The sequence below is a fragment of the Kluyvera sp. CHPC 1.2972 genome, assembly GCF_036759925.1.
Classification (GTDB): domain Bacteria; phylum Pseudomonadota; class Gammaproteobacteria; order Enterobacterales; family Enterobacteriaceae; genus Kluyvera.
On the sequence record NZ_JAPKIB010000003.1, the window covers coordinates 238,953 to 261,019 of the forward strand.

The following is a 22,067-nucleotide window of genomic DNA, read 5'->3' on the forward strand; positions in this document are numbered from 1 at the left end:
CCTCCTTAGCACTGGAACGGGTAGAGCGAGCCCAGACGCAGTATCTGGGTTAAGCGATCAAGCGCCTCTCGTCCCTCTTGCAATAGCTGCGGGTCAGCAAGATCGGCCTGAGTTAGCCGGTCCCGGTAGTAGCAATCGACCCAATCATTCAGCGTGGCGAACAGCGTGTCGTTCATCATTACCGCCGGATTCACCGCCTGGCGTTCAGCCTCGGTAAGCACAACACGTAGACGCAGACAGGCCGGTCCGCCGCCGTTGGCCATGCTTTCACGCAGGTCGAACACCCGCAGTGCGTCTATCGGGTTATCCTGCGCCAGCAGATCGTTAAGGTAGCGCCACACCCGTGGGTGTTCCTGCGCCTCGCCCGGCAGTACCAGCATCATGCTGCCGTCGGGTTTACTGAGCAGTTGGCTGTTGAACAGATAGGTCGACACCGCATCGTCCACTGTTACCCTTGAGGACGGCACTTCTATCGGCATAAACCCCGGCACTTTCTGCGCCAGTTCGCCCATCAGCGCGGACTGGTTCACAAAGGCTTCAGCATGGCAGAACAGCACCTGCCGATTGCTTACCGCGATAACATCATTATGGAACACGCCACGGTCGATGACCTGCGGATTTTGCTGCACAAACATCGCCTGATTCGGGTTGAGTTGGTTCAGCCGGGCCACCGCTTCGCTTGCTGCCCGCGTTTGCCGAGCCGGATAGCGCTGCGGCTGGTTGCCCTGCCCGCCGTCACGACCATAGACAAACAGCTGTACCCCTGGCTGGCCGTAGTCGCGCCCCAGGCGGTTGTGGTTAGCCGCCCCTTCATCCCCGAACGCCGCCACCGAAGGCAGCGCGCGGTGCACGACGAAATGGTCAGGACTGGCAAAAATGCCCTCCAGAATGGCCTGAGTGGTCGGCGCTTCACTGGCGCGGTGCAGCAGGCTGCTCAGGTTTGCCACCGTCAGGTGCACCTTGCCATCCAGCGCATCCGCCGAAGGACAAACCGTCGCCGCGTTCGCCACCCACATCGCCGAGGCCGAGCTGGCGGCACTCAGCAGTTCTGGCGACTGCGCAGCCGCTTTGGCGATCACCTGCTCGTCGCGCCCGCTAAAGCCAAGCTGGCGCAGCAGCGCAACGTTGGGTCGCTCCTGCGGTGGGATCACCCCTTGCGGGAATCCCGCGTCCGCCAGCGCTTTCATCTTTAGTAGTCCCTGCTTCGCCGCGCGCTGCGGGTTAGAGACCTGATATTGATGCTTCGTCGAGGCTTCATTGCCAAACGACAGCCCGGCGTAATGGTGAGTTAACCCCGGCAGGCCGTCAAAGTTCACTTCCCAGGCGTTCATGATGGCACCTCATGCTGAAAATCAAGCCCAGGGTTGAGCGTTGCGGGTAGCGTCAGCAACGGTGATTCGAGGCTTGCCATTGGCCACGCGCAGTAGTCCGCGGCGTACCATGCGCTGGGGCGATGGTTACCGGAAGCACCGGTGCCACCAAACGGTGCAGTGCTTGCCGCACCCGTCAGCGGTTTGTTCCAGTTGACGATCCCGGCGCGTGCTTCCAGCAGCAGGCGCTCAAATTTTTCACGGTCTGGCGAGATAAGCCCGCAGGAGAGGCCGTAGCGGGTGGCGTTAGCCAGACGAATCGCCTCATCAAAATCATCGTAGCGCCACACCCCAAGCAGCGGTCCAAAGACCTCTTCATCGGCGATGTCGTGCGCTTCGCTGAGCTCAACTATCCCCGGTGTCAGCAGGGACGTTCCCGGCTTGAGTAACCGTGGTGCCAGCAGCGTTTTACCGCCTTTTTCTACTTGCATCTGCCAGGCCTGGTAGACTCGCTCCGCGGCCAGCGGCGAGATAAGCCCGCCGATAAACGGCTGCGGGTCGGCGTTCCACGCGCCCGGCATAATGCGCCCCGTCACCTCAACCAACCGCTGAAGAAACGCATCGCCCTGCGCGCCACGCTTCACCAGCAGGCGGCGCGCACAAGTGCAGCGCTGTCCGGCGGTGACGAACGCTGACTGAATGGTCAGGTGCACCGCGGCATCCAGATCGGCAACGTCATCGACAATCAGCGGGTTGTTGCCGCCCATTTCAAGGGCCAGCATTTTCTGTGGTTGCCCGGCAAGCTGGCGATGCAAATGGAACCCCGTTGCCGAACTACCCGTAAATAACACACCATCAAGTCCTGACTGGGCGCTGAGCGCTTCACCGGTTTCCCGCCCGCCCTGAACGAGATTCAGCACGCCCGCCGGTAACCCAGCCTGCTCCCAGAGTTTAACCACCTCCTCGCCGCACGCAGGCGTCAGTTCGCTCGGCTTAAACACCAGCGTATTGCCTGCCAGCAGCGCCGGCACGATATGGCCGTTTGGCAGATGTCCAGGGAAGTTATAGGGGCCAAACACCGCCAGCACGCCGTGCGGACGATGGCGTAAGGTCGCCGCGCCGTCGGCCATGTCGGTATGGCTCTCCCCGGTACGGCTATGGTAGGCCTTAATAGAGATGGCAATTTTGTTGATCATCGCCGTCACTTCAGTGGCCGCTTCCCAGCGCGGCTTGCCGGTTTCGCGGGCGATGGTGTCGGTTAGCGCGGCTTTATGGGCCTCCAGCAGAGCAGCAAACCCTTCGACGATGGTCTGACGTTCACTGAACGGTCGCCGCGCCCAGGCGGGAAACGCCGAACGCGCGGCGGCAACCGCCTGCTCAACCTGAGCGGCATCTGCGTCATTGCCCTGCCATACCGCTTCTGCCGTCACCGGGTTGGTGCTGCGCCGCGCCTCGCCGTGACCGGACAGCCAGCGACCATTGATCCATAGGCTCATTATTTTTTCTCCTCAGGGCATAAGCGCACCAGACGAACGGCGTCGCCCGGGTGACAGTTCAGGGCATCAGACTGCTCGGCGTTCAGGGTCAGGACATCTGCCTGCGGGTCGGCATGGACCAGCATCGCGCGGTAGTGTTGATACTGTTCGTTGGCGACCACGCACAGCGGTAAATCGGCCCCTGCCGGTTCACCTGCCGTCACCGTCACCAGACGGCTTTTACGCACCGCCCGTACGCGGTCGATATCGCACTCCAGCGTCGGGCCACCGTCAAAAATGTCGACATAGTCGCGGTAGCGGAAGCCCTCTTTTTCCAGCACGGCGCGCGCGGGCGCCGTTTGCGGATGCACCTGCCCAATCACCGCCCGTGCCTCTTCGCTGAGAAAATCGGTGTAGATCGGATGTTTTGGCATCAGTTCGGCGATAAACGCCTTCTGCCCGGTGCCGCAGAGATAATCCGCGCGGGCAAACTCCATCGAGAAAAAGCGTTTACCAAGGCTCTCCCAGAACGGTGAATAGCCGTGGTCGTCAATCACCCCGCGCATCTCTGCCACCACCTTGTGGTTAAAGCTGTCGCGGAATGCCGCCATAAACAAAAAACGTGACGATGACAGCAGGTGTCCGTTGCTCTCTTTACGCCACTCCGGGTCGAGAAACAGCGAGCACAGTTCGCTGCTGCCGGTGTGATCGTTGGTCAGAAACAGCGTTGGCAGCGCGTTGTAGACGTTCAGCTCTTTTGACGCATGCACCAGCGTCCCTACCCGATAGTTATACCAGGGGTCGTTGATGCCAACGGCCACTTCGATGGCGCACACGCCGACCACGTCGCCGCTGCGGGTATCTTCCATCACAAACACATAGCCCTGGTCGCCGCGCGGCAGCGTGCCCTGCCAGGTCGCCTGCGAGCGCGCAATACGCGCCGCCAGCGTGTGTTCATCCTGCGGCAGCGAGGTCAGCCCGCCACCGGTTTTTCCGGCCAGTTTTAGCAAGCCGGGCAGATCGCCAGACGCGATGGGACGGATAATCATCATGATGACTCTCCCGCGACAAAACGTTCACAGGCCGCGGCGAAACGGTTGAGACCGAGCGTCACGTCCTCTTCTTTGACGATGAGCGCCGGGGCAAAACGCACCACATTCGCCCCGGCAATCAGCACCATCAGCCCCTCTTCCGCTGCCAGCAGGCTTATCTGCTTCGCTTTCCCGGCGTATTCGTCACGCAGCGCGCAGCCAATTAACAGGCCGATGCCGCGAATCTCTTTAAATAATCCAAACTGAGCATTGATGGCCTGCAGTCGTTCTTTAAACCACTGCTCACGCTGTCTGACGCCGTTCAGCACCGCTGGCGTGTTAATAATGGAAAGCACTTCACCTGCCACCGCGCAGGCCAGCGGGTTACCGCCGTAGGTCGTGCCGTGGGTACCGACGGTCATGACGCTCGCCATCTCTTCGCGCGCCAGCATCGCACCAATCGGGAAGCCGCCGCCCAGCGCTTTCGCGGTGGTCAGCAGATCCGGCGTGATGCCGTAGTGCATATAGGCGTACAGTTCACCGGTACGGCCCACGCCGGTCTGCACTTCATCAAAAATCAGCACCGCATGATGGCGATCGCACAGCTCGCGCAGCTCACGTAAAAACTCAAGCGTCGCCGGAATAACCCCACCTTCGCCCTGAATCGGCTCCACGATCACCGCACAGGTGCTGTCATCAATCAGCATGCGCGCGGATTCAAGATCGTTATAAACCCCGTGACGAACGTCCGGCGGCAGCGGCGCAAAGTCCTGAGAATAAGCGGGCTGTCCGCCTGCGGTAACGGTAAACAGCGTGCGGCCATGGAACGCATTTTTGAAGGCCACAATGCCGCTTTTATGCGCACCGAAGCGGTCGTGAGCGAACTTACGCGCCGTTTTTAGCGCCGCTTCGTTGGCTTCAGCCCCGGAGTTACAGAAGAAAATGCGATCAGCAAAGGTGGCGTCAATCAGCTGCTTCGCCAGTTTCAACGCCGGTTCATTGGTATAGCCGTTGCCGGTATGCCAGAACTTCGTCGCCTGCTCGGTCAGGGCGCGGACCATTGCCGGGTGCGCATGTCCCAGGGCATTCACCGCAATACCGCCAGCAAAATCGATATACCCTTTGCCCTCTTGATCCCACAGCCAGGCCCCCTCACCGCGAACAGGAATAAACGCTGCTGGGGCGTAAACCGGAATCATCCACTGATCAAAATTTTGACGGCTGATTGACTGAGACATAGCGACCTCGATAAGTAAATAAATGGTTTATTTTATGTTAATGAATTGATGCTTTTCCCTTTAAATGTAGATTGCACGGTTCGTGCCAGCGAGAGGTAAAAATGCATAAACGGAGTTTGATAACGAAATATCAATAAGTTACAAAAGCAACCTATTCACCACAAGTGCATAAAAAGTGAATATTAGTGACATCAGGCGATGATTGCAGGGTGAAATTAAGAAATATTATGCATCCGCAAAATATCATTCTGGATTTGTGATCAACTGCGAAATTTATCGTAGATTTACGCCTTATTACGGCGCAGATTGCCTCAATCTGGTGCAGATTTTGCTCTGCAACATGGCAGTGGTAATAAAAGAAATTGGCGATACCGCCGGGCGAAGGCAGCGAGGTACGTTAAATTCTGCTACTATCCCGTCACAATTCACCAGGTAAAGTGACGACCACTATGAAATTTGTCTCTTTTAATATCAACGGCCTGCGCGCCCGTCCTCATCAACTGCAAGCCATCGTTGAAAAACATCAGCCTGATGTGATTGGCCTGCAGGAGACCAAGGTTCACGACGACATGTTCCCTCTGGAAGAGGTGGCGAAGCTCGGTTACCACGTCTTCTACCACGGACAAAAAGGCCACTATGGCGTCGCACTGCTGACCAAAGCCGAACCGATTGCCGTGCACCGTGGTTTCCCGACCGATGATCCCGAGGCGCAGCGTCGTCTGATCATCGCCGAAGTGCCGTCACCCTTCGGCAACGTGACGGTGATGAACGGCTATTTCCCGCAGGGCGAGAGCCGCGACCATGAAACCAAATTCCCGGCCAAAACCAAGTTTTATCAGGATTTGCAGAACTATCTGGAAACCCGTCTGAGTAAAGAGAACCCGGTGCTGATTATGGGCGATATGAACATCAGCCCGACCGATCTCGATATCGGGATTGGCGAAGATAGCCGTAAGCGCTGGCTGCGCACCGGTAAGTGCTCGTTCCTGCCGGAAGAGCGCGAGTGGATGCAGCGTCTGCTGGGCTGGGGTCTGGTGGATACGTTCCGTAATGCCAATCCAGACACCAACGATCGTTTCTCGTGGTTTGATTACCGTTCCAAAGGGTTTGACGATAACCGTGGGCTGCGTATTGATTTGCTGTTGGCAAGCCAGCCGCTGGCGGCACACTGCGTGGAGACGGGGATTGATTACGAGATCCGTGGGATGGAGAAGCCGTCAGATCATGCGCCGGTGTGGGCGACGTTTAAATAGTTATTATTGGCTTTAACATTCCCTTTCCATTGTAGCTACCGCTTGACGTTCAAGACGGTAGCTACAGGGGTTGCTTCGACGATTTAGACGCCACTAAAAACCGTGCGGTCTTTTAGCTAACAGCAAAAAACCGTCTTTCTGAAACCGAAGAAGCAACATTTTCCGCCCAACGAAAAGTGAACGGAACCCCGCACCCAACCCGAAACCTACAATGAAAAATTCTGAGCAAAATCAATAAACCAACGCTAATATCTTGCAGTGACCACTAATCTATAATACCGTCGCGCGCACTTTTTCTTCCCGGCAGGAGGACCCCCATGCAAAAGAAGTCACTACCACACAGCCACTAAGCTCCTGCTCATTGTCGCTGTCATCAGCCTATTCGCTATCCTGATCCACACCTTCGACCTCGCTGACCTGGTCACCAACTTCCGCCACCTGCAGGAACAGGTACGCCAAAGCGGCACGCTTGGCTACGTCACCTATATCGCTCTGTTTATCCTCGCTACGGTATGCCTGCTGCCCGGTAGCGTGCTGGTGCTCGTCGGCGGCATTGTCTTTGGCCCATGGCTCGGTACGCTGCTCTCGCTGATTGCTGCCACCGCTGCCTCGGCAGTCTCCTTCTTGCTCGCCCGCTGGCTCGGGTGCGCGCTGCTGCTGAAATATGTCGGCCACACGGCTACCTTTCAGGCGATTGAGCGCGGCATCGCCCGCAGCGGCATCGACTTTTTGATTCTTACCCGACTCATTCCTCTCTTTCCGTACAATATCCAAAACTATGCCTACGGACTGACCGCCATCCCTTTCTGGCCCTATACCCTGATCTCTGCGCTGACCACGCTGCCGGGGATTTTTATTTATACGCTGATGGCAAGTGAACTGGCGGCACACGGCCTGACGCTGGCGTTTATCCTCAAACTGAGCCTCGCCGGGCTGGCGCTGTTTGCACTTGTGCAGGCGGCCAAACGCTATGCCCGGCATAGACGCGTTGATTTGTCCGAGGAGGAGCGCTGATGGCATCACACCGCACCACGCTGTTTTTCCGTCTGCTGCTGATCGTCGCGTTTATCACGCTGCTGCTTGCCTGGTGGTATGTGCCGAGCGTGAACGCCTTTATCAATCACAGCCTGACCGCGTTTCTCGCCGTCGACCAACAGGGCATCGAGCTCTTCATCCACTCCTATGGCTCACAGGCCGCCGCCGTCTCCTTTGTGTTGATGATTTTTCAGGCCGTTGCCGCCCCGCTGCCCGCTTTTCTTATCACCTTCGCCAATGCTTCGCTATTCGGCGCGTTCTGGGGTGCGGTGCTCTCGTGGACCAGCTCGATGGCCGGTGCCGCGCTATGCTTCTACATCGCCCGGCTGATGGGGCGCGGCGTGGTCGAAAAGCTGACCGGAAAAATGGTGCTCAAAAGCATCGACGGTTTCTTTGAACGCTACGGTAAACACACGATTTTAGTCTGCCGCCTGTTGCCTTTCGTCCCCTTCGACCCGGTGAGCTACGCCGCCGGGCTGACGTCGCTGCGCTTTCGCCACTTTTTTATCGCCACAGGTATTGGTCAGCTTCCCGCTACTATCGTCTATTCATGGGTCGGCAGCCTGCTCACCGGTGGCACCTTCTGGTTTGTCACCGGGCTGTTTATTTTGTTCGCCCTGACTATCGTTATCGTTGTCGCTAAGACGTTCTATCACGAACGGCAAAAGAGGAATTTCTGATGCGTTATCACGCAGATGTACATCGCCTGCGCGCTGGGCTGCTGGGGCTAGGCCTATTGGCGCTGAGTCCATTAGCGGCTTACGCGCAAAACTGGCAACAGGTGGAAAACGAGGCCAAAGGACAAACCGTCTGGTTTAACGCCTGGGGCGGCGACGACGCGGTGAACCACTATCTTGACTGGGTGAGCGGTGAGGTGAAGCGTGATTACGCCATTAACCTGCGCATCGTACACATTGCCGATGCGGCAGACACCGTAAAGCGCATTCAGACCGAAGCGCAGGCCGGGCGTAAGACCAACGGATCGGTCGATTTGTTGTGGGTCAACGGTGAAAATTTCCGCGCGCTGAAAGAGGCCAACCTGCTGCGTACCGGTTGGGCGGAGCAGTTACCGAACTGGCGCTATGTGGATGTGAGCAAACCGGTGCGGGAAGATTTCTCGATACCGGTGGAAGGCGCAGAATCGCCATGGGGCAGCGCGCAGCTGACCTTTATTGCTCGCCAGCAGCAAACGCCGCAGCCGCCGGACTCACCGCAGGCGCTGCTCGAATTTGCCAAAGCCCATCCCGGCACGGTGACCTACCCGCGCCCGCCCGATTTCACCGGCACTGCGCTGCTTGAGCAGCTGTTAATCAACCTCACCCCCCAGCCAGATGCGCTGAAGCAGCCACCGGAGGCAAAGACCTTTGCTGCCGTCACCGCGCCGCTGTGGGCCTATCTTGATACGCTGCACCCGCTGCTGTGGCGCAATGGCAAAGATTTCCCCCCTTCACCGGCGCGAATGGACGCTATGCTGAGCAACGGTTCACTGCGCCTCTCCCTCACCTTTAACCCGATGCACGCGAAGCAGAAAGTGGCAAAAGGCGAGCTGCCGAAGGACAGCTACAGCTTTGGTTTCCAGAGCGGCATGCTGGGCAACGTGCATTTCGTGACCATTCCGGAGAACGCTTCCGCCAGCGCCGGGGCGCAGGTGGTGGCAAACTTCCTGCTCTCCCCTGAAGCACAGTTGCGCAAGGCTGACCCGGCCATCTGGGGCGACCCCAGCGTACTGGATCCGGCAAAGCTGAACGCTGGGCAGCAAAAAACGCTGCAATCGCTTATCCCGGAACACGCACCGAAAGTACTGGCTGAGCCGCATGCCGCCTGGGTGAACGCACTGGAGCAGGAATGGCTGCGCCGTTACGGTACGCACTGATTCTGCTCTGCTGGGGCATGATGCTGATTATCTATCTGCCCCTGCTTCCCGCCGCCGGTCTGCTGTTGAGATCGGCGTTTTCGCTCGTCAACTGGCAACCGCTATTCACCGACCCGCAACTACTGCAAGCGCTGACCGCGACGGTCGTCTCCACACTGCTCGCGGTGGGTGGCGCGCTGGCGCTGGCGCTACTGGTCATCGCGACGCTCTGGCCTTCTGCGGGCTGGCAGCGGCTCGCCTCCCGTCTGCCCTGGCTGCTGGCGCTACCGCACGTGGCCTTCGCTACCTGCGCGCTGCTGTTGTTTGCCGAAGGCGGTGAACTCTACCGTTTGCTGCCGATGCTCAGCCCATTTCAGGACCGCTACGGTATCGGGCTGGGTCTGGTGCTGGCGGTCAAAGAGAGCGGCTTTTTACTGTGGGTGTGCTGGGCGCTACTCGGCGAACGCCGGCTGGCAGAACAGGTGGTGGTGTTTAAAAGCCTCGGCTACGGGCGCGGGCAGTGCCTGACCCGGGTTATTCTTCCGGCATTGATGCCCTCGCTCAAGGTGGCGCTGCTGGCCACCGCGGCCTGGACGCTGTCGGTGGTCGACGTGGCGACGATTATCGGCCCCGGCAACCCGCCGACGCTGGCGGTGCTGGCCTGGCAATGGCTGAATTCGGCAGCCCCGGAGGATCAGGTCAAAGGTGAACTGGCCTGCCTGCTGTTACTGGTGTTATTGGCGCTACTTGCCGGTTCCGCCGCAGGCCTCTGGTCGCTCTGGCAACGGCGACTGCCCAGGTTGAACGGCGTACGACGCCCCAGTTTCTCGCAAACCCCAGGACGAATAGTCGGCCTGCTGCTGCCGCTCAGCGGATTAGTCTGTACCCTGTTTCTGATGTTGCAAGCGCACGCCACTCTGCCCGATGCCGATACCTTCAACAACAGTCTGTGGCTGGCGCTGCTGTCCGCGCTGGCCGGTGCGTCGGTCTGCTTGCTGTGGCTGGAGTGGGGACCACGCCGGACGCAGCACTGGCTCAACCTGCCGCTGCTGCTACCGGCTCTACCGCTGGCCGCAGGGCAATATCAGTTGGCACTATATGGCTGGCTCGACGGGCAGTTCACCACCGTGCTGTGGGGACATCTGCTGTGGGTGGTGCCGTGGATGCTTTTCGTACTTCGCCCGGCCTGGCAGAACATTGACTCGCGCCAGATACTGTTGGCGAAAACGCTTGGCTGGCAGCGTGGGACCATTTTCCTACGGCTGAAGTGCCCACTGATCGTTCGCCCGCTGCTGTCGGCGCTGGCGGTCGGCTTTTCCGTCAGTATCGCCCAGTACCTGCCCACCCAATGGCTTGGCGGTGGACGCGTGCCGACGCTCACCACCGAAGCCGTGGCGCTGAGCAGCGGCGGCGTAACCGCGACGCTCGCCGCCCAGGCACTATGGCAACTGTTACTGCCAATGGGCTTCTTTTTACTTACCGCGCTGCTGGCGCGCCGTATCGGTTATTTACGCCGGGGATTACGCTAATGTTGCAGGTCAACAATCTGACGCTCACGCTCGGCGGTCAGCCGCTGTTGCGCGAGGTTAACTTCACCGTCGCGGCGGGCGAAATTGTGACGCTGATGGGGCCGTCAGGCTGCGGAAAGTCGACGCTGTTTTCGTGGATGGTTGGCGCGCTCGATGGCGCCTTTCGCGCACAGGGCGAGCTGTGGCTTAATGGCCGCCGCTGCGATCCACTACCTACTGAGAAACGGCGCATCGGCGTGCTGTTCCAGGACGCGCTGCTGTTCGACAATATGAGCGTCGGTCAGAACCTGCAGCTAGCGCTGCCCGCGACCGTTGCCCGTCATACCCGCCAGCCTCGCGTTGAGCTGGCGCTGGAGCAGGCGGGGTTAGACGGTTTTTATCGTCGTGACCCGGCCACCCTTTCCGGTGGCCAGCGCGCCCGCGTGGCGCTGCTGCGCGCGCTGTTGGCAGAGCCCGACGCGCTGCTGCTGGATGAACCATTTAGCCGCCTCGACGGACCGCTGCGCGGCAGTTTTCGCCAATGGGTGTTCGACGAACTCCGCCAGTTGCACATTCCCGTGGTGCAGGTGACTCACGACCCGGATGATGTCCCCACCGACGCCCTCTGTTTGCAGTTAGCAAACTGGCATTGACGCGGGAAATACTGCGTTAACGCAAGGTATTTTCCCCTTTGGAGGTTCAGAATAATGCTCCTTTTTTCCTCGTCGGATGATTTGATGAAACGTGTTTCTCAACTGACCGCGCTGGCCGTTGCGCTTGGCCTCGCTTCCTCTGTCTTTGCTGCCGAAACGGCAAAAACCTTAACCTTGACCCACCTGCTGCAGCAAAATGGCACCGCCATTGATACGCGCATGAGCGCGTTTTACAACGGCTGGCCTCAGCATGCCAACGGCACCCAGGGCCACGAACCGGGCGCGTTAAACCTCTCCGCCAGCTGGCTCTCCGCGATGAACGACGAGCAGCTTAGCGCGTGGGCGCAGCAGCATCAGCTGAGTAAAACCACCGACATCGCACTTTACGGCGACAGTAAAGACAACGAGGCGGTCGCCAAACGTCTGAAACAAGCGGGCTTCAACAATATCTCCACCCTGAGCGATGCGCTGGAGCAGCCAGACCGTCTGCAAAAGCTGCCGCACTTCGAACAACTGGTATACCCGCAGTGGCTGCATGATTTACAGCAGGGAAAAAACGTTCCGGCAAAACCGGCGGGCGACGTTAAAGTGATTGAAGCCGCCTGGGGCGCGCCGAAACTTTACCTGGTCAGCCATATTCCGAACGCAGGCTATATCGACACCAACGAGGTGGAAAGCGAGCCGCTGTGGAATAAGGTTTCTGACGATAAGCTCAAAGCGATGCTGGCGAAACACGGCATCCGCCATGACACCACCGTTATTCTTTACGGTCGCGATGTCTATGCTGCGGCGCGCGTCGCGCAGATTATGCTGTATGCAGGCGTGAAAGATGTGCGTTTGCTGGACGGCGGCTGGAAAACCTGGTCCGATGCGGGTCTGCCGGTGGAACGCGGCCTGCCGAAAGACGTCACTCCGGCACCAGACTTCGGCATCACCATCCCCGCCCAACCGCAGTTAATGCTGAATATGGAACAGGCGCGCGGCCTGCTGCACCGTCAGGATGCGTCACTGGTCAGCATTCGTTCGTGGCCGGAATTTATCGGCACCACCAGCGGCTACAGCTACATTAAGCCAAAAGGTGAGATTGCTGGCGCTCGTTGGGGCCATGCGGGGAGCGACTCCACCCATATGGAAGATTTCCATAACCCGGACGGCACCATGCGCAGCGCAGACGATATCGCGGCAATGTGGAAGTCATGGAACATTCTGCCGACCCAGCAGGTCTCCTTCTATTGCGGCACCGGCTGGCGCGCGTCGGAGACCTTTATGTACGCCCGTGCGATGGGCTGGCAGAACGTCAGCGTCTACGACGGCGGCTGGTACGAGTGGAGCAGCGACCCTAAAAACCCGGTTTCCACCGGCGATCGCGGCCCCGACAGTTCTCGCTAATCCGCCTCTTCATGACGCTGGAGATTTTTCAGCGTCATGTACCCTCCCCACACTCGATTAAACGTCGTCAGCCAGCACAGCGCGCCAAAGATCCACGCCATCCACGCAAACCACGCCGGAAACAAGCAGCCCAATACAAATAACAAAATCGTCTCGGTGCCTTCGGTTAAACCACCAAGGTAGTAAAACGATTTGTGCGCGTAGCCTGGGTTATCAATCTGATGCTTCGCCGCCAGCGCCGCAAACGCCAGAAAGCTGCTGCCGGTGCCCATAAACGCAAACAGCAACCAGCCACCCGCCAGGGCATTCGCCGCCGGATCTGCCAGCATAAAACCGAACGGCACCAGCGCGTAGAACAGAAAATCGAGGGCGATATCGAGAAAGCCGCCGGCATCCGTCAGCCCGCGTCGCCTGGCCAACGCGCCGTCAAGCCCGTCCAGCAACCGATTTGCCACGATGGCCACCAGCGCCGCGCCGTACCAGCCCAGCGCCAGAAACGGCAGCGCCAGTACACCAATCGCAAAGCCCAGCAGCGTAATACCATCGGCGGAAATGCCAGGCCGGTCCAGTGCTTGGGCCGCGCGGTTCAGCAGCGGCTTCAGGCGCGGGTGAAGATGTTTATCGAGCATCGTGCTCTCCTGGGGTGTGGCACAGCCCCTGCGAAGGGATTTCCAGCGCAGCGTTAAAGCGCGCCGACAAATTCTGGAATGCCACCAGCGCGGTCATTTCCGTTATTTGCTCATCGTTAAAGTGACGCTGTAACGTCGCTTTCTGTTCTGCGGAAATGGACGGCGGCGTAGCTGTCATCGCATCAGCGTAGTCCAGCGCCGCACGTTCAGCAGGAGAAAACAGCGTGGAGGTTTGCCAGTTGCCCAGCGCCAGCACTTTATCCATCGCCCCGCTACGCTGTGCCAGACGCAGGCTGTTGGCATCAATGCAAAATGCGCAGTCGCACTGCTGAGAAACGCGGGTCATCAACAGCGCCCGCAGCGTGGGGTCCAGACGCGCTTTTTTACGCTCCAGATAGCCAACGAACAATGCCACTAACCAGAAGAGCCGGGGCATTCGCCCCCACCAGCGGGTGGGATTCAATACGCTGCCGTAATGTTTCTGTTGCATCGCAACAATAGGTTTCAGACTGAGGGGTAACTGACTGAGCGGTTGCACCCAGGGTTGTTTATTTTTCACCCGGAGACTCCTGCAAGGCTTTAGCTAACAACAAAGCAGCGATAATATGGCATTCCTTTTATCAACTCTTTGACCGCTATGCTGAAAACCATTGATGTTGTTGCCGCCATTATCGAACAAAACGGCAAAATTCTGCTGGCCCAGCGCCCGCCGCATGCCGATCAGGCCGGACTATGGGAGTTCGCGGGCGGAAAAGTTGAGCCGGGCGAAAGCCAGCCGGAAGCGCTAGTGCGCGAACTACAGGAAGAGTTGGCGATCCGCGCCTGGCCTGGCCGTTACGTTGCCAGCCACCAGCGTGAAGTCTCCGGGCGGATAATCCACCTTCATGCCTGGCACGTGCCCCGCTTTGACGGTGAAATCATCGCCCACGAACACAGCGCGCTGGTGTGGTGCACGCCAGAAGAGGCCTTTAGCTATGCGCTGGCCCCCGCCGATGTGCCTCTGCTTGAGGCGTTTATGGCTTTACCCGACGCCAGACCAGTGGATTCGTGCTGATGGTTCGTTCATCACGCTGACACTGTAACAGTACGCCCTCGGCCTTAATCACCGCCCCTTCCGAGTAGTTCTGGTTCTCATAAATACAGCACTGGGCGCACGGCTGTGCCCGCTGGGTGGTGTTGCTATTGCTGAACACCTCCTGCGGGACATTCACCTCAAGCTGCGGCCGCGCCTGTGCCGCATGACAAAACAGCGCCAGAGCGCCCGCTATCCAGAACGTTTTCATCACTTAATCTCCTGAAAAATCGTCTCTTAATACTATCGACCAAATTCGGGGCGAGCTTACGTTTTTTACATCATCGTTTTTAGTTATGACCCCACCCCGAGTATTAATTTTATTTTGGTCCTGGAATTTACTTGTCATACGTTAGCCAGGTAATGATATAGTCGAAAAACGACACTTTATTAAACACAACCATAACAACTACATACATCCACAATCATAAGAGGTACTTATACTTATGGATAAGGTTTGCTCCCTGGACTCCTTCCTGGCTCATGTTCAACAACGCGACCCACACCAGACCGAGTTTGCTCAGGCTGTCCGTGAAGTCATGACAACGCTCTGGCCGTTTCTGGAACAGAACCCGCACTATCGCCAGCTTTCTCTGCTGGAACGATTAGTTGAACCTGAGCGTGTTATTCAATTCCGCGTCGTGTGGGTAGACGACCGCAATCAGGTGCAGGTTAACCGCGCGTGGCGCGTGCAGTTCAGTTCGGCGATTGGGCCGTACAAAGGGGGAATGCGCTTCCACCCGTCTGTAAACCTCTCTATTCTCAAATTCCTCGGCTTCGAACAGACCTTCAAAAACGCCCTGACCACCCTGCCTATGGGCGGCGGTAAAGGCGGTTCTGACTTCGATCCGAAAGGTAAAAGCGAAGGCGAAGTCATGCGCTTCTGCCAGTCGCTGATGACCGAACTCTATCGTCATCTGGGCTCAGACACTGACGTCCCAGCGGGCGATATCGGTGTCGGTGGGCGTGAAGTCGGCTTTATGGCCGGAATGATGAAAAAGCTCTCCAACAACACCGCCTGCGTGTTTACCGGCAAAGGCCTGTCGTTTGGCGGCAGCCTGATCCGCCCGGAAGCCACCGGCTACGGTCTGGTGTACTTCACTGAAGCGATGCTTAAGCGTCACGGTCTGGGCTTTGAAGGAATGCGCGTGGCGGTTTCCGGTTCCGGCAACGTGGCGCAGTACGCTATCGAAAAAGCGATGGAGTTTGGCGCACGCGTAGTGACCGCCTCCGACTCCAGCGGTACCGTGGTTGATGAAGCCGGTTTCACCAAAGAGAAATTGGCACGTCTGTGCGAAATTAAAGCCAGCCGCGACGGCCGCGTGGCCGATTACGCGCGCGAGTTTGGCCTGGTCTATCTGGAAGGTCAGCAGCCGTGGAGCGTGCCGGTGGATATCGCGCTGCCGTGCGCCACCCAGAACGAGTTGGACGTTGACGCGGCACGGGTGCTGATTGCCAACGGCGTGAAGGCCGTGGCGGAAGGTGCCAACATGCCAACCACCATCGAAGCGACAGACCTGTTCCTCGAAGCGGGCGTACTGTTCGCACCGGGTAAAGCGGCGAACGCCGGTGGCGTCGCAACCTCTGGCCTGGAAATGGCGCAGAACGCAGCGCGTATGAGCTGGAAAGCGGAGAAAGTGGATGCGCGTCTGCACCACATCATGCTGGATATCCACCACGCCTGCGTTGAGCACGGCGGTGAATCCGCGCAGACCAACTACGTTCGCGGTGCGAACATTGCAGGCTTCGTGAAAGTGGCCGATGCGATGCTGGCGCAGGGCGTGATTTAATCTTGTCGGTAGCCCGGACGAGGCGCTTTAGCGCCAACTCCGGGTTTTCCCCGGCGTCGCTTCGCTCGGCCGGGCTACATTTTTCCAGAAAACATCATCAGGCAGTCGGGGCGATTACGCGTCTTGTTCCGGGCTTGCCGTCGGTTTCTTACTCTTCCCTTTGCCTTTACTGAACGACTTCTTCGCGCCGCCTGGCGCCGCTAAGCCACGGAACTGTCTCACCGGCGTACTGCGCGCCTGCTCGATAAGCTGGAACAACGTGCCCACCAGCGGCTGCATAAAGTCCTGATAGCGGCACTGCTTTTCGCTGATTTGCGTCAACGTGGACTCCCAGTGCGCCGTCATATCCGGGCGCGTCGCCATCTCCGGCAGCGAATGGAACAGCGCTTTTCCCGCGTCGGTTGAGTGAATATAGCGCCCTTTCTTGGTCAGAAAACCGCGCTTAAACAGCAGTTCGATAATCCCGGCGCGGGTCGCTTCAGTACCTAACCCGTCGGTGGCACGCAGAATCTTCTTCAGGTCTTTATCCTGCACAAAACGGGCAATCCCGGTCATTGCCGACAACAGCGTAGCGTCGGTGAAATGGCGCGGCGGCTGCGTTTGTCGCTCTACCACTTCGCCGTTTTCACACAGGAGTTCATCTGCTTTAGCCACCACCGGCAGCGGTGTGCCGTCGTTCTCTTCGTCGCGCTCTTTCGCCCCCAGCAGCGTGCGCCAGCCGGCTTCTGCCAGGAAACGCGCCTTCGCCACAAACTTACCGTTGGCAATATCGAGATCGATCTGGCATTTGCGATACACCGCATCCGGGCAGAACTGCATCAGATACTGACGTGCGACGAGGTTATACACCTTCGCTTCATTGTCGGTGAGATTGACCTTGCTGGCCCGCGCCGTGGGAATAATCGCGTGGTGAGCGTCGACCTTTTTGTCGTCCCAGCAGCGGTTGCGGGTATCGGTATTCACCACCGGCTGCGGCAGCAAATCTGGGGCGTGTACGCCAATAGCGTTAATCACCGCGTGTCGACCGGCGAAATGTTCTTCCGGCAGATAGCGGCTATCGGAACGCGGATAGGTGATGAGCTTATGGGTTTCGTACAGCTTCTGGCAGATATCCAGCACGTTCTGTGCGCTGAGGCCAAAACGTTTGGCCGCCTCAATCTGCAAGGCCGACAGCGAAAACGGCAACGGTGCGGGTTCGGAGTCGCGTTTATCGTTGTAGGCGGTGACCAGCGCGGGCTGCCCGCCAATACGCTTCACCACGTGCTCGGCCAGCGCGCGGTTCAGCAAACGCCCCTCTTCATCCTGATGCGGCTCACAGGCTTCACTCGGCTGCCAGGTGGCGGTAAAGCGTTCGTCTTTTGGCGTCACGATGTGCGCTTTCACTTCGAAGAAATCCTTCGAAACGAAATGCTCGATCTCTTCATCGCGGCGCACCACCAGCCCCAGCACCGGGGTCTGCACGCGCCCAACGGAGAGTACGCCCTGATAGCCCGCATTACGCCCAAGAATGGTATAAGCGCGGGTCATATTGATGCCGTACAGCCAGTCAGCGCGAGCGCGGGCCAGCGCCGACACGCATAACGGGATAAACTCGCTGTTGGCGCGCAGACGGGAAATCGCCCGCTCCACCGCCTGTGGGTTCAGGTCGTTGATTAGACAGCGCTGCACCTGATGACGTTTTTCCGCCGACAGTTGCAAGTAGTCCAGCACTTCATCCACCAGCAGTTGCCCCTCTCTATCGGGGTCCCCAGCGTGAATGACTTCACTGGCTTCATGCAGGAAGCGCTTAATGACGTTCAGCTGTTTGGTGACCGATGGCCGGGGCTGTAGCTGCCACTTTTCCGGCACAATCGGCAGGTCCTGCAGATTCCAGCGCGCATAGCGGCTGTCATAGACATCAGGCTGCGCCTGCTCCAGAAGGTGGCCGATACACCAGGTCACGACCTGACCGTTGCCGCATTCGATAAAACCGTCGCCCTTGCGATGTGGCTTCGGCAGCACGTCAGCAATGGCGCGAGCCAGGCTCGGTTTTTCCGCTATGAACAACCGCATCGGTTCAGCGCAGCTCGATCATCGGACGGCCACCGCGTGCGGTCACCAGTTCACCGATGGCGGTCAGGTTGATACCAAATTCCGCCGCCGCCGCATGCACCGCCTCTTCGGCGTCTGGCGTGACCGCCAGCAGCAGGCCACCGGAGGTTTGTGGGTCGCAGAGCAGCGCGCGCTGTGAGGCGGTCATGGTGCCCATCAGGTGACCATAGCTGGCAAAGTTACGTTCGGTCCCGCCCGGTACAGCGCCTAACTCAATGTATTCTGCCACGCCCGGCAGTTTCGGCACCGCGTCGAAGTCAATCTGCGCCTGGACGCCCGCGCCCTGGCACATTTCGCTCAGGTGGCCGAGCAGACCAAAACCGGTTACGTCGGTCATCGCTTTCACGCCTTCGATATTGGCAAACGCCGAGCCCACCAGGTTCATCTGGCACATCACTTCCGTCGCCAGCCCCTGGTGTTCTGGCTTCAGCAGCGATTTTTTCTCGGCGGTGGTCAGCACGCCAATCCCCAACGGTTTGGTCAGGAACAGCTTGCAGCCCGCCTGCGCGGTACTGTTTTTCTTCACCCGTTCGGTTGGGACGATACCGGTGACCGCCAGGCCGAAAATCGGTTCCGGCGCGTCGATGGAGTGGCCGCCCGCCAGCGCAATGCCGGCCTGTTTGCAGGCAAAGCGCCCGCCTTCGGTCACTTCACGGGCAATTTCCGGTGCCAGGGTGTTAATTGGCCAGCCGAGGATGGCGATCGCCATGATCGGCTTACCGCCCATCGCGAAGATATCGCTGATGGCGTTGGTCGCCGCAATGCGGCCAAAGTCGAACGGGTTGTCGACAATCGGCATAAAGAAATCGGTGGTGCTGATGACCGAGGTACCGTTACCCAGGTCGTAAACGGCGGCATCGTCGCGAGTTTCGTTACCGACAAGCAGGTTCGGGTCGATAAACTTCGTCTGCTCGCTGTGCAGGATGGTCTCCAGCACCTTCGGTGAAATTTTACAACCGCAACCCGCTCCGTGGCTGTACTGCGTTAAACGAATGGCCTGCTCGCTCATGGACAACTCCTGTCATTGCTCTGGCATTTGCATAGGGGCTGTATGTTAACGCCAGAACAGAGCCGTGATAAGTACGACTGTCTGAATTCGCGGGCAGTTGCCTATATTCCAGACAATCGTAACGGTTTTTTTAAAGGTAACGGACGAACGGTGCCGTCTCCGGGAAGGTAATGGTCGTCGACGCTTTGAGCTGCGGCGTGCCGAGATAGAGGAAGCCGACGATTTTATCCTGCTCGCCACATTGTAGCCCTTCACGCACCACCGGGCTCTCGGTCAGCGCACCGCTGCGCCAGATACCATTAAAGCCCTGAGCGACAGCGGCCATCTGCATCGCCATCACCGCGCAACCTGCCGACATTTCCTGCTCCCACTTCGGCACTTTTGGGTGATCCTGGCATTTGGCAATCACGGTGATGATCATCGGTGCACGGAACGGCGCATTATGCGCTTTTTCGATAGCCTTCTCATCGCTTTGCGCAGCAACCGCGCCCTGCTCCAGCAACTGGCTGAAACGTTCGCGGCCTGCGCCTTCAATCACCACAAACTGCCACGGCTGCAAGGTGCCGTGATCCGGGGCGCGCATCCCTGCGCGGAGGATGTTTTCCAGCGCCTCACCTGCCGGTGCGGGCTCAGCCAGACGGGAAGCGCTGCGGCGATTAACGAGTAATTCAAGTGCGTCCATTGAGTAACCCTCTCATGTTATTTTTCATAAAATTAACATGCGCGAGGATTTTGTTACAGCGCCGAAGGCGATTCCTGCTGACAAGCGGCGGCGGTCTATTTAGGATAGCCACACGTTTTGCCGTTTCGGTAAACCTTTTATTTCTTGCAGGGAGAATACATGCGAACCCTATGGCGCTTTATTGCCGGATTCTTTAAATGGACGTGGCGGCTGCTCAACTTCGTGCGTGAGCTGGTGCTGAATCTGTTCTTTATTCTGCTGGTGCTGGTTGGCGTCGGTATCTGGTTACAGGTAAGCAGCAGCACCACGAGCGAGCACAGCAGCCGCGGCGCGCTGCTGCTGGACATCAGCGGCGTAGTGGTGGATAAGCCTTCCGCCAGCAGCAAACTTAGCGTGATTGGCCGTCAGATTTTCGGCGCCAGCAGCGATCGCCTGCAGGAAAACTCGCTGTTTGATATCGTGCAGACCATTCGTCAGGCGAAAGATGACCGCAATATCACCGGCATCGTGCTGGATCTGAAAAACTTCGCCGGGGGCGATCAGCCGTCGATGCAGTATATCGGCAAAGCGCTGCGCGAATTCCGCGATAGCGGCAAGCCGGTGTATGCCGTCGGCGATAGCTACAGCCAGGGGCAATATTATCTGGCGAGCTTCGCCAACAAGATCTGGCTGTCGCCGCAGGGCGTGGTTGACCTGCACGGTTTCGCCACCAACGGCCTGTACTACAAGTCGCTGCTCGATAAGCTGAAGGTCTCGACCCACGTGTTCCGCGTCGGCACCTATAAATCCGCCGTTGAGCCGTTTATCCGTGACGATATGTCCCCTGCCGCGCGTGAAGCGGACAGCCGCTGGATTGGCGAACTGTGGCAGAACTACCTGAATACGATTGCCGCTAACCGTCAGATTACCGCGCAGCAGGTCTTCCCTGGTGCACAGGGTCTGCTCGACGGGCTGCGTAAAGCGGACGGCGACACGGCAAAATACGCGCTCGACAACAAGCTGGTTGATGCGCTGGGCTCAAGCGCGGATATCGAAAAAGCGATGACCAAAGCGTTTGGCTGGAGCAAGGCCGATAACAACTATCGCGCCGTCAGCATGTATGACTACGCGGTGAAAACCCCGGCAGATACCGGTTCAAGCATCGCCGTTATCTTCGCGAACGGCGCCATCATGGACGGTGAGGAAACCCCGGGTAACGTCGGCGGTGACACTACCGCGTCGCAGATTCGCGATGCACGTCTGGATCCGAAAGTGAAAGCCATCGTACTGCGCGTGAACAGCCCTGGCGGCAGCGTCAGCGCCTCTGAGGTGATCCGCGAAGAGCTGGCTGCGGCCAAAGCGGCTGGCAAACCGGTCGTGGTCTCGATGGGCGGCATGGCCGCTTCCGGCGGCTACTGGATCTCTACACCAGCGGATTACATCGTCGCCAGCCCAAGCACGTTGACCGGCTCTATCGGTATCTTCGGGGTGATCAACACCGTTGAAAACACGCTGGACTCCATCGGCGTGCACACCGACGGCGTGGCAACCTCACCGCTGGCCGATATGGCGGTGACCAAAGCCCTACCGCCGGAGGTGCAGCAGATGATGCAGCTCAGCATCGAAAACGGCTACAAGCGCTTTATCACTCTCGTGGCGCAGGCGCGTAAGAGTACGCCAGAGGCAATCGACAAGATTGCGCAGGGCCACGTGTGGACCGGTGAAGATGCGAAAGCCAACGGGTTGGTTGATAGCCTCGGTGATTTCGACGATGCGGTGGCAAAAGCCGCTGAACTGGCGAAAGTGAAATCCTGGCATGTTGACTACTATCAGAGCGAACCGACGTTCTTTGATATGGTGATGGATAGCGTATCCGGTTCAGTGCGCGCCTCGCTGCCTGAGGCCGTGCAGGCTTATCTGCCTGCCCCGCTCGCGGCTGCTGCCAATACGGTAAAAGCCGAGAGCGACAAGCTGGCGGTGTTTAACGATCCGCAAAATCGCTATGCATTTTGCCTGACCTGCGCCAATATTCGCTAATCGCAATCCCCTCCGCATGGAGGGGATTTTCTTT

The 22,067-nt window shown here is 58.5% G+C and carries 20 protein-coding genes; 10 read left to right on the plus strand and 10 right to left on the minus strand.

The window, feature by feature from the left end; genetic code table 11:
- Positions 1-5 precede the first annotated feature (5 nt).
- From astB to V6944_RS07175, 4 genes are read right to left on the minus strand one after another with little or no spacing between them, the layout of a single operon-like run.
- On the minus strand, positions 6-1,331 hold the full coding sequence (gene astB, locus V6944_RS07160; protein ID WP_333498431.1) for an N-succinylarginine dihydrolase: 1,326 nt from the start codon (positions 1,329-1,331) through the stop codon (positions 6-8).
- On the minus strand, positions 1,328-2,806 hold the full coding sequence (gene astD / locus V6944_RS07165) for a succinylglutamate-semialdehyde dehydrogenase (RefSeq protein ID WP_333498432.1): 1,479 nt from the start codon (positions 2,804-2,806) through the stop codon (positions 1,328-1,330). Before astD ends, astB begins: the two co-directional genes overlap by 4 nt.
- Entirely contained in the window at positions 2,806-3,837 is a 1,032-nt protein-coding gene (gene astA / locus V6944_RS07170; RefSeq protein WP_333498433.1) for an arginine N-succinyltransferase, read from the minus strand. The genes astD and astA overlap by 1 nt, the downstream gene beginning before the upstream one ends.
- Positions 3,834-5,054: an aspartate aminotransferase family protein gene (locus V6944_RS07175; protein ID WP_333498434.1), complete on the minus strand. Its 1,221-nt coding sequence runs from the start codon at positions 5,052-5,054 to the stop codon at positions 3,834-3,836. The genes astA and V6944_RS07175 overlap by 4 nt, the downstream gene beginning before the upstream one ends.
- Positions 5,055-5,503: 449 nt before the next feature.
- Between V6944_RS07175 and xthA the strand changes: the two genes are divergently transcribed.
- From xthA to V6944_RS07210, 7 genes are all read left to right on the plus strand, one after another.
- On the plus strand, positions 5,504-6,307 hold the full coding sequence (gene xthA, locus V6944_RS07180; RefSeq protein ID WP_333498435.1) for an exodeoxyribonuclease III: 804 nt from the start codon (positions 5,504-5,506) through the stop codon (positions 6,305-6,307).
- Positions 6,308-6,661: 354 nt separating this feature from the next.
- Entirely contained in the window at positions 6,662-7,321 is a 660-nt protein-coding gene (locus tag V6944_RS07185) for a TVP38/TMEM64 family protein (RefSeq protein ID WP_333498615.1), read from the plus strand.
- On the plus strand, positions 7,321-8,022 hold the full coding sequence (locus tag V6944_RS07190; RefSeq protein WP_333498436.1) for a TVP38/TMEM64 family protein: 702 nt from the start codon (positions 7,321-7,323) through the stop codon (positions 8,020-8,022). The genes V6944_RS07185 and V6944_RS07190 overlap by 1 nt, the downstream gene beginning before the upstream one ends.
- Positions 8,022-9,215, plus strand: coding sequence for an ABC transporter substrate-binding protein (locus V6944_RS07195; RefSeq protein ID WP_333498437.1), 1,194 nt, complete (start codon positions 8,022-8,024; stop codon positions 9,213-9,215). The genes V6944_RS07190 and V6944_RS07195 overlap by 1 nt, the downstream gene beginning before the upstream one ends.
- Positions 9,188-10,723, plus strand: a complete 1,536-nt coding sequence (locus V6944_RS07200) for a thiamine ABC transporter permease (RefSeq protein WP_333498438.1) — start codon at positions 9,188-9,190, stop codon at positions 10,721-10,723. The genes V6944_RS07195 and V6944_RS07200 overlap by 28 nt, the downstream gene beginning before the upstream one ends.
- Entirely contained in the window at positions 10,723-11,355 is a 633-nt protein-coding gene (locus V6944_RS07205; protein ID WP_333498439.1) for an ATP-binding cassette domain-containing protein, read from the plus strand. Before V6944_RS07200 ends, V6944_RS07205 begins: the two co-directional genes overlap by 1 nt.
- A gap of 84 nt (positions 11,356-11,439) precedes the next feature.
- Positions 11,440-12,744, plus strand: coding sequence for a sulfurtransferase (locus V6944_RS07210; protein WP_333498440.1), 1,305 nt, complete (start codon positions 11,440-11,442; stop codon positions 12,742-12,744).
- Here the strand turns inward: V6944_RS07210 and V6944_RS07215 are convergent.
- Together V6944_RS07215 and V6944_RS07220 are read right to left on the minus strand one after the other, a co-directional pair.
- Complete coding sequence (locus tag V6944_RS07215; protein ID WP_333498441.1) at positions 12,741-13,373, minus strand: CDP-alcohol phosphatidyltransferase family protein; 633 nt, start codon at positions 13,371-13,373, stop codon at positions 12,741-12,743. The two genes, V6944_RS07210 and V6944_RS07215, sit on opposite strands and share 4 nt — an antisense overlap.
- A complete protein-coding gene (locus V6944_RS07220) occupies positions 13,363-13,932 on the minus strand; it encodes a carboxymuconolactone decarboxylase family protein (protein WP_333498442.1) in 570 nt (189 codons plus the stop codon). The genes V6944_RS07215 and V6944_RS07220 overlap by 11 nt, the downstream gene beginning before the upstream one ends.
- Positions 13,933-14,010: 78 nt before the next feature.
- Between V6944_RS07220 and V6944_RS07225 the strand changes: the two genes are divergently transcribed.
- Positions 14,011-14,427 carry a pyrimidine (deoxy)nucleoside triphosphate diphosphatase gene (locus tag V6944_RS07225; protein WP_333498443.1) on the plus strand — a complete coding sequence of 139 codons (417 nt, stop codon included), beginning with the start codon at positions 14,011-14,013 and terminating at the stop codon, positions 14,425-14,427.
- Here V6944_RS07225 and V6944_RS07230 read toward each other — a convergent pair.
- Positions 14,387-14,656, minus strand: coding sequence for a YnjH family protein (locus V6944_RS07230; RefSeq protein ID WP_333498444.1), 270 nt, complete (start codon positions 14,654-14,656; stop codon positions 14,387-14,389). The two genes, V6944_RS07225 and V6944_RS07230, sit on opposite strands and share 41 nt — an antisense overlap.
- Before the next feature lie 235 nt (positions 14,657-14,891).
- Here V6944_RS07230 and gdhA point away from each other — a divergent pair, with 235 nt between their 5' ends.
- Positions 14,892-16,235, plus strand: coding sequence for an NADP-specific glutamate dehydrogenase (gene gdhA / locus V6944_RS07235; protein ID WP_333498445.1), 1,344 nt, complete (start codon positions 14,892-14,894; stop codon positions 16,233-16,235).
- A 114-nt stretch (positions 16,236-16,349) separates the two neighbouring features.
- Here the strand turns inward: gdhA and V6944_RS07240 are convergent, their stop codons facing one another.
- The 3 genes from V6944_RS07240 to V6944_RS07250 form a co-directional block, all read right to left on the minus strand.
- Positions 16,350-18,287, minus strand: coding sequence for a DNA topoisomerase III (locus tag V6944_RS07240; protein WP_220440597.1), 1,938 nt, complete (start codon positions 18,285-18,287; stop codon positions 16,350-16,352).
- Positions 18,288-18,291: 4 nt separating this feature from the next.
- Complete coding sequence (gene selD, locus V6944_RS07245; RefSeq protein ID WP_220440598.1) at positions 18,292-19,335, minus strand: selenide, water dikinase SelD; 1,044 nt, start codon at positions 19,333-19,335, stop codon at positions 18,292-18,294.
- Positions 19,336-19,465: 130 nt separating this feature from the next.
- A complete protein-coding gene (locus tag V6944_RS07250) occupies positions 19,466-20,017 on the minus strand; it encodes an NAD(P)H nitroreductase (RefSeq protein WP_333498446.1) in 552 nt (183 codons plus the stop codon).
- Positions 20,018-20,176: 159 nt separating this feature from the next.
- On the opposite strand from V6944_RS07250, the gene sppA reads away from it, so the two are divergent.
- Positions 20,177-22,033, plus strand: a complete 1,857-nt coding sequence (gene sppA, locus V6944_RS07255) for a signal peptide peptidase SppA (protein WP_333498447.1) — start codon at positions 20,177-20,179, stop codon at positions 22,031-22,033.
- The last annotated feature ends 34 nt before the right edge of the window (positions 22,034-22,067 follow it).

Excerpts from the sequence above, each read along its gene's own strand:
- astB (WP_333498431.1), bottom strand. The coding sequence starts at position 1,331 with ATGAACGCCTGGGAAGTGAACTTTGACGGCCTGCCGGGGTTAACTCAC.
- astD (WP_333498432.1), bottom strand. The coding sequence starts at position 2,806 with ATGAGCCTATGGATCAATGGTCGCTGGCTGTCCGGTCACGGCGAGGCG.
- astA (WP_333498433.1), bottom strand. The coding sequence starts at position 3,837 with ATGATGATTATCCGTCCCATCGCGTCTGGCGATCTGCCCGGCTTGCTA.
- V6944_RS07175 (WP_333498434.1), bottom strand. The coding sequence starts at position 5,054 with ATGTCTCAGTCAATCAGCCGTCAAAATTTTGATCAGTGGATGATTCCG.
- xthA (WP_333498435.1), top strand. The coding sequence starts at position 5,504 with ATGAAATTTGTCTCTTTTAATATCAACGGCCTGCGCGCCCGTCCTCAT.
- V6944_RS07190 (WP_333498436.1), top strand. The coding sequence starts at position 7,321 with ATGGCATCACACCGCACCACGCTGTTTTTCCGTCTGCTGCTGATCGTC.
- V6944_RS07195 (WP_333498437.1), top strand. The coding sequence starts at position 8,022 with ATGCGTTATCACGCAGATGTACATCGCCTGCGCGCTGGGCTGCTGGGG.
- V6944_RS07200 (WP_333498438.1), top strand. The coding sequence starts at position 9,188 with ATGGCTGCGCCGTTACGGTACGCACTGATTCTGCTCTGCTGGGGCATG.
- V6944_RS07205 (WP_333498439.1), top strand. The coding sequence starts at position 10,723 with ATGTTGCAGGTCAACAATCTGACGCTCACGCTCGGCGGTCAGCCGCTG.
- V6944_RS07210 (WP_333498440.1), top strand. The coding sequence starts at position 11,440 with ATGAAACGTGTTTCTCAACTGACCGCGCTGGCCGTTGCGCTTGGCCTC.
- V6944_RS07215 (WP_333498441.1), bottom strand. The coding sequence starts at position 13,373 with ATGCTCGATAAACATCTTCACCCGCGCCTGAAGCCGCTGCTGAACCGC.
- V6944_RS07225 (WP_333498443.1), top strand. The coding sequence starts at position 14,011 with ATGCTGAAAACCATTGATGTTGTTGCCGCCATTATCGAACAAAACGGC.
- V6944_RS07230 (WP_333498444.1), bottom strand. The coding sequence starts at position 14,656 with ATGAAAACGTTCTGGATAGCGGGCGCTCTGGCGCTGTTTTGTCATGCG.
- gdhA (WP_333498445.1), top strand. The coding sequence starts at position 14,892 with ATGGATAAGGTTTGCTCCCTGGACTCCTTCCTGGCTCATGTTCAACAA.
- V6944_RS07240 (WP_220440597.1), bottom strand. The coding sequence starts at position 18,287 with ATGCGGTTGTTCATAGCGGAAAAACCGAGCCTGGCTCGCGCCATTGCT.
- selD (WP_220440598.1), bottom strand. The coding sequence starts at position 19,335 with ATGAGCGAGCAGGCCATTCGTTTAACGCAGTACAGCCACGGAGCGGGT.
- V6944_RS07250 (WP_333498446.1), bottom strand. The coding sequence starts at position 20,017 with ATGGACGCACTTGAATTACTCGTTAATCGCCGCAGCGCTTCCCGTCTG.
- sppA (WP_333498447.1), top strand. The coding sequence starts at position 20,177 with ATGCGAACCCTATGGCGCTTTATTGCCGGATTCTTTAAATGGACGTGG.